The organism is Aestuariivirga sp. (assembly GCF_044239095.1).
Classification (GTDB): Bacteria; Pseudomonadota; Alphaproteobacteria; order Rhizobiales; family Aestuariivirgaceae; genus Aestuariivirga.
In genome coordinates, this window is the sequence record NZ_JBIICB010000262.1 from 1 (window position 1) to 6190 (window position 6190).

Here is a 6190-nt window from a genome sequence, read left to right on the forward strand (position 1 = left end):
GTACTCCCCCCTCGCCCCCGCAGGGGGAGAGGAATGAAAGGTCAGTCGCCCGGCGCGTGCTCGACGTGGAATTCGACGTCGATCTCGCCCGCGTGACGGAAGCCCAGGGTGATGGTGAAGCGCTGGTCGAGCACGAGCGGCGCCGTGAGGTCCATGAGTCGGAGGTGCCGCGCCATGGGCCGCATGGCCATGGGCCGGCCGGGCTCCAGCATGAATGAGGTGAGCGGCGGATCATCATAGTTGCCGTTCCGCCGGAATTCAATCCGTGTACAGATGGATGAGCGCGCTGATGCCAGCTCATCCGCTTCCTTGCCAGTGTTGACCATGGGAAAGAAGGCCTTGCCTTCCCCTTCGCCGGGCAGCGCCCAGGCATGGCCAATGGCGATGCCGCCATGGGAATAGGAATGTGCCCTTGCCGCGGCGGGCAGGGTGATGAGCCCGGCGAGGCTCAAGATCAGTCTGCGTCTTTCAATCTTCATCATGTGATTTTGAGCGGTCCGCTGTGTCGCCAATGTGGCATGCCGTTGCGGCATAGGCACATCTTCCCACCGGCCCCCGATTCTCCCCGCTTGACTCTGTCCGCGTGCTGTGGAACAAAATAGGAACATTCTGGATCATTCAGTCATGCGTATGGAACCGGCACAGCATGGTGCCCGGGGCGGGGAAACTTGCGCCGGTGTCACCCCTTTCCGTCAGGGCGATGATGTCGCACCTCTGATCGCGGCCCTGCGGGCGCACATCACGCGGCTTGAGGAAGGCCATGCCCGCTTCGAGCGCCAGCGCAGCAGAGCGGCGCCCTGGGCCATGGGCCTGCCCGAGCTAGACCGGCACCTGCCCGCGCAGGGCCTTCTGCGCGGCGGCCTTCATGACGTGTCGCCGCGCGCCCATGGCGACCAGCCCGCCGCCATGGGCTTTGCACTGGCGCTGGCACTGCGCCGCCTGGGCGATGCGCAGGAACGCCGCCCGCTGCTGTGGTGCCGGCTTGCGGCACATGAGCGTGAATTCGGCAGGCTCTATGGCCATGGGCTCGAGCGGCTGGGTCTGCCGCGCCACCGCTTCGTCACCGTCACGCTGCGGAAATCCGCAAGCCTGCTGTGGACCATGGAGGAGGCGCTGAAATCAGGCGCGGTTGCCGCCGTCATCGGCGATGCCGATGCCGCCCATGCGGACTTGACGGTCACCCGCCGCCTGTCGCTTGCCGCGGCTGCAGGAAAATGCGCCGCCATCCTCTCCTTCACCAAGGCGGAGGCCGCCGCCACGGCGAGCCACACCCGCTGGACGGCGGCGGCGGTCCCCTCCCGCAGCCCGCCCCATGATGCGCAGGGCCTGGGGGCGCCCTGCTGGAGCATCGAACTCACCCGCGCCCGGGGCGGCCGCCCCGGCGCCTGGATTCTGGAATGGCATCATGCGCAGTCTCGTTTCTCTCTGGTTCCCGGATTTTCCCGTCGAACGCTTCATCCGGGCACGGATCAAGACGGGCCGGAAGCCGCCCACCAAGGGCCTGCCCTTCGCGCTGGTTGAAAGCGGCAAGGCGGGCCTGCGCCTCATCGCGGTCAATGCCACGGCGCGCAGCTTCGGGCTGATGCGCGGCATGCGGCTGGCGGATGCGCGCGCGCAATTGCCCGAACTCTTGACCGAGCCGCATGAGCCGGAGGCGGACGTGAACAGCCTGCTGGGCTTGTGCCGCTGGATGGAGCGCTACAGCCCCTGGGTCTCGCCCGATCCGCCGGACGGCATCTTGCTGGATGTCACCGGTGTTCCCCATCTCTTCGGCGGCGAGCAGCGCATGATCGCGGAGATGAAGACCAGGCTCGGCCAATATGGCTTCAGCGTGCGCGTGGGGCAGGGGGCCACCATCGGTGCGGCCTGGGCGCTCGCCCGCTATGAGGCAAAGGATCTCAACGCGCTTCCCATCGAGGCGCTGCGGATTGATGGCGCAGCGGTGAAGACGCTCAGGCGTCTTGGCCTCAAGACGGTGGGCGCCCTGCTGGCCATCCCCCGCGCCTCGCTCGCCCGCCGCTTCCGCGGCGAGACCATCGGCGAGAATGTGCTGATGCGGCTTGACGAGATGATGGGGGTGCGGGACGAGCCCTTGAACCCGCTGAACCCGCCCACCTCCTTCATGGCGCATCGTGCGCTGATGGAACCGGTGATCCACGCGGAAGGACTCGAGATCGTTCTGGCCGGCCTCGTCAACCAGCTCTGCCGCGATCTGGAAAAACAGGGCAAGGGTGCTTTGCGGCTGATCCTCAAGCTGTTCCGCACCGATGGCTCGCGCGCCAATCTGCCTGCGGGTTTTTCCGCCCCCACCCATGACCCGCGCCACATGCAGCGCGTGCTGAAGCCGAAGCTGGAATCGGTTGATGCGGGCTTCGGCATCGACGCGATGACGCTCGAAGCGCGCGAGACGGCGGCGGCTCTCGTCCAGCAGCATGGCTTCCTCGAGGAGGACAGCACGCTGGCGCTGGAACAGCTGAACGACCGGGTGCTGAACCGGCATGAACAGCCCTTCGTGGCGCTGGAGGATGTGGAAAGTCACATCCCCGAGCGCGCCGAAATCCTGAAGCCCTCCGCGCGGCCGCTGAAGCCCCGGCCCGCGCGCGCCGCACCCACAGCGCGCCCGCTCCTGATCTTCGAGGCGCCTGAGCCCGCGAAGGTGGTGGCCGCCGTGCCGGACGGCCCGCCGATGCGCCTCACCTGGCGGCGCGTGACGCGGCGCGTCGTCAAGGCGCAGGGGCCCGAGCGCGTGGCGCCCGAATGGTGGCGCCTGGCGGAGGGTGAGCGCCCGCGCGATTACTATGTGATCGAGGACGAGCAGGGCCGCCGCTACTGGCTCTACCGCGAAGGCCTCTATGGCGAGCCCGGCGAAGAGCAGCCCAAATGGTACGTGCACGGATTGTCGGCATGAGCAAACTCGCCTATGCCGAGCTGCAGTGCACCAGCAACTTCTCCTTCCTGCGCGGCGCATCGCACCCCGAAGAGATCGCCATGCAGGCAAAGAACATGGGGCTTGCAGCCATCGCGGTGACGGACCGTAACACGCTGGCCGGAGTCGTCCGCGCGCATGCGGCGGCGAAGGATGCGGAACTGCCCTTCATCGTCGGCGCACGGCTGGACCTGCAGGAGGCAGGGCTGTCGCTTCTCGCCTATCCCACCAACCGCGCCGCCTATGGCGGGCTCTGCCGCCTCATCAGCCTCGGCCAGCGCCGCGCGGAGAAGGGCCAGTGCCTCATCACGCTGGAGGATGTTCTTGCCTATGCGCCGGGCATGATCTTCGCGCTTCTGTCGGATGGCGTGGATCATCTCGCCCACCTCCGCCAGCGTCTGAAGGCCCCGCTCTACCTCGCTGTCAGCCACCACTATCGCGGCGATGACAAGGAGCGCCTCAACCGCCTGGCGGAGATCGCCCGCAAGCACCAGACGGGGCTTCTCGCCACCAATGACGTGCTCTACCACCACGGCTCACGCCGCGTGCTGCAGGATGTGGTCACCGCCATCCGCGAGGGCGTGCAGGTGGCGGAAGCAGGCTATCTGCTCGAAGCCAATGCCGAGCGCCACCTGAAGACGCCGGATGAAATGGCGCGCCTGTTCCGCGATCACCCCCAGGCCATCGCCAATACGCTGGCCATCGCCAAGGCCTGCCGCTTCTCGCTGGAGGAACTGAAATACGAATATCCGGAGGAGCCCATTCCGCAAGGCTCCACCCCGCAGGCACATTTGACCCATCTCGCATGGGAAGGCGCGAAGGAGCGCTATCCGGAGGGCATTCCAGCCAAGGTGAAGGAGAATATCGCGAAGGAGCTGACCCTCATCGAGAAGCTCAACTACGCGCCTTACTTTCTCACCGTCCACGACATCGTTCAGTTCGCCCGCAGCCAGGATCCACCGATCCTCTGTCAGGGGCGGGGGTCGGCCGCCAATTCGACGGTGTGCTACGTCATCGGGATCACGGCGGTCGACCCCAACCAGATCGAACTCCTCTTCGAGCGCTTCATCTCGGAGGAGCGGAAGGAGCCGCCCGACATCGACGTCGACTTCGAGCATGAGCGGCGCGAGCAGGTGATCCAGTACATCTATCAGCGTTACGGCCGCGAGCGCGCGGGGCTGGCCGCTACCGTCATCACCTATCGCGGCCGCTCCGCCATGCGCGAGGTGGGCAAGGTGATGGGCCTGTCGGAGGACGTGACCGCCACGCTCTCCGGCATTGTCTGGGGCCAGATGCGCGAGGAGATGCACAATGGCAGGCTGCAGGAAGCGGGCCTCGACCCGGATGATCCGCTGCTGGCCAAGGTGATCGAACTGGCGGACGAGATCCAGGGCTTCCCGCGCCATCTCTCCCAGCATGTCGGCGGCTTCGTGCTCACCAAGGGCAGGCTGGACGAGACCGTGCCTATCGGCAATGCCGCGATGGATGACCGCACCTTCATCGAGTGGGACAAGGATGACATCGACACGCTGGGCATCCTCAAGATCGACGTGCTGGCGCTCGGCATGCTCACCTGCATCCAGAAGAGCTTCGAGATGATCGAGGCATGGTACGGTTTCAAATATTCACTCGCCACCCTGCCGCGGGAGGACAAGGCCGTCTACGACATGCTGTGCAAGGCGGATTCCGTCGGCGTCTTCCAGGTCGAGAGCCGCGCGCAGATGAACATGCTGCCACGCCTCAAGCCGCAATGCTTTTATGATCTTGTCATCGAGGTGGCGATCGTGCGCCCCGGCCCCATCCAGGGCGACATGGTGCATCCATATCTCAGACGGCGCGACGGGCTGGAGCCCGAGGATTATCCGGCCCCGCATCCTGAGTTCGGTCCGGCAGACGAATTGCGCCAAGTCCTCGGCCGCACCAAGGGCGTGCCATTGTTCCAGGAACAGGCGATGAAGCTCGCCATGGTCGCCGCCGAATTCACCGCGGGCGAATTGAACGAACTGCGCAAGGCCATGGCCACCTTCCGCCGCCGCGGCACCATCGGCAGGCTGGAGCAGAAGATGGTGAGCCGCATGGTGGAGCGCGGGTACGATGCGGCCTTCGCCGCGCGCTGCTTCAACCAGATCAAGGGATTTGGTGAATATGGCTTCCCCGAGAGCCACGCGGCCAGCTTCGCGCATCTGGTCTATGTCTCCTCCTGGCTCAAGTTCCATCATCCGGAGGTCTTCGCGGCAGCCCTTCTCAACTCCCAGCCCATGGGCTTCTACGCCCCCGCCCAGATCGTGCGCGACGCGCGCGAGCATGGGGTGGAGGTGCGCGCGGTGGATGTGAGCCACTCGCGCTGGGATTCGACGCTCGAAACCCCGTCACGCGGTGAACGCGCCGCGATCCGTCTGGGCCTGCGCGAGGTCGATGGCCTGAAGGCCGGGGATGCCGCCCTGCTGCTGCAATACCGCGCGCAGAAGAAGCCCATCTCGATCGCCAATCTCCATGCCTTCGGTGTGCCCGTGTCAGGTCTGGAAAAACTCGCCGCCGCCGATTGTTTCCGCTCGCTGGGATTGGATCGCCGCGCCGCGCTGTGGGAGGTGAAGGCGCTGGCGAAATCCAGGGCCCTGCCGCTCTTCGCCTTCGCTGACACGCGCGAGCAGGGGGATGAGGCGCATGTGGCGCTGCCCGAAATGGCACTCTCCGAGCATGTGGTGAATGATTATCAGACACTCAAGCTGTCCTTGAAGGCGCATCCCATGCAGTTCCTGCGGCGGCTCTGCCTCGAGCGCAAGGTGACGGACAACCAGAAGCTCAAGACGCTCCGCAACGGCGCCCCCGTCACGGTTGCGGGCGTCGTGCTGGTGCGCCAGCGTCCGGGCTCGGCCAAGGGTGTGGTGTTCCTGACACTCGAGGACGAGTTCTCCGTCTGCAACGCGGTGATCTGGCCGCAGGTGCTGGAAACCCACCGCGCCGTGGTGATGGGTGCGCGCCTCATGCTCATCAAGGGCCGCGTGCAGAAGACGGGCGAGATCATCCACGTGGTGGCGAGCACCATAGAGGACCAGTCCTCATGGCTGGCCTTGCTCACCGAGGATGGCAGCCTTCTGAAGAACACGCTGGCACGGGCGGATGAAGTGGCAAGGCCAGGGCCCGACCCCTACCAGCAGCAGCCTGCGGCGCGGCATCCAAGGCAGGTGCGGGTCATTCCGAAGAGCCGGGATTTTCATTGAGTCAGAATATCATTTAGGTCCGTCACCCCGGCGAAGGCCGGGG

The 6190-nt window shown here is 65.9% G+C and carries 4 protein-coding genes; 3 read left to right on the plus strand and 1 reads right to left on the minus strand.

All coding sequences use genetic code 11. From position 1 onward, the window contains the following. Positions 1–41: 41 nt before the first annotated feature. Entirely contained in the window at positions 42–452 is a 411-nt protein-coding gene (locus tag ACILRA_RS18525; RefSeq protein ID WP_395663543.1) for a copper chaperone PCu(A)C, read from the minus strand. A 172-nt stretch (positions 453–624) separates the two neighbouring features. Here ACILRA_RS18525 and ACILRA_RS18530 point away from each other — a divergent pair, with 172 nt between their 5' ends. Genes ACILRA_RS18530 through ACILRA_RS18540 form a run of 3 tightly spaced genes read left to right on the plus strand, consistent with a single transcriptional unit; the run spans position 625 to position 6147 of the window. Beyond that, positions 625–1521, plus strand: a complete 897-nt coding sequence (locus ACILRA_RS18530) for an ImuA family protein (protein WP_395663544.1) — start codon at positions 625–627, stop codon at positions 1519–1521. Beyond that, on the plus strand, positions 1406–2908 hold the full coding sequence (locus ACILRA_RS18535) for a Y-family DNA polymerase (RefSeq protein WP_395663545.1): 1503 nt from the start codon (positions 1406–1408) through the stop codon (positions 2906–2908). Before ACILRA_RS18530 ends, ACILRA_RS18535 begins: the two co-directional genes overlap by 116 nt. Then, positions 2905–6147, plus strand: a complete 3243-nt coding sequence (locus ACILRA_RS18540) for an error-prone DNA polymerase (RefSeq protein ID WP_395663546.1) — start codon at positions 2905–2907, stop codon at positions 6145–6147. Before ACILRA_RS18535 ends, ACILRA_RS18540 begins: the two co-directional genes overlap by 4 nt. Positions 6148–6190 lie beyond the last annotated feature (43 nt).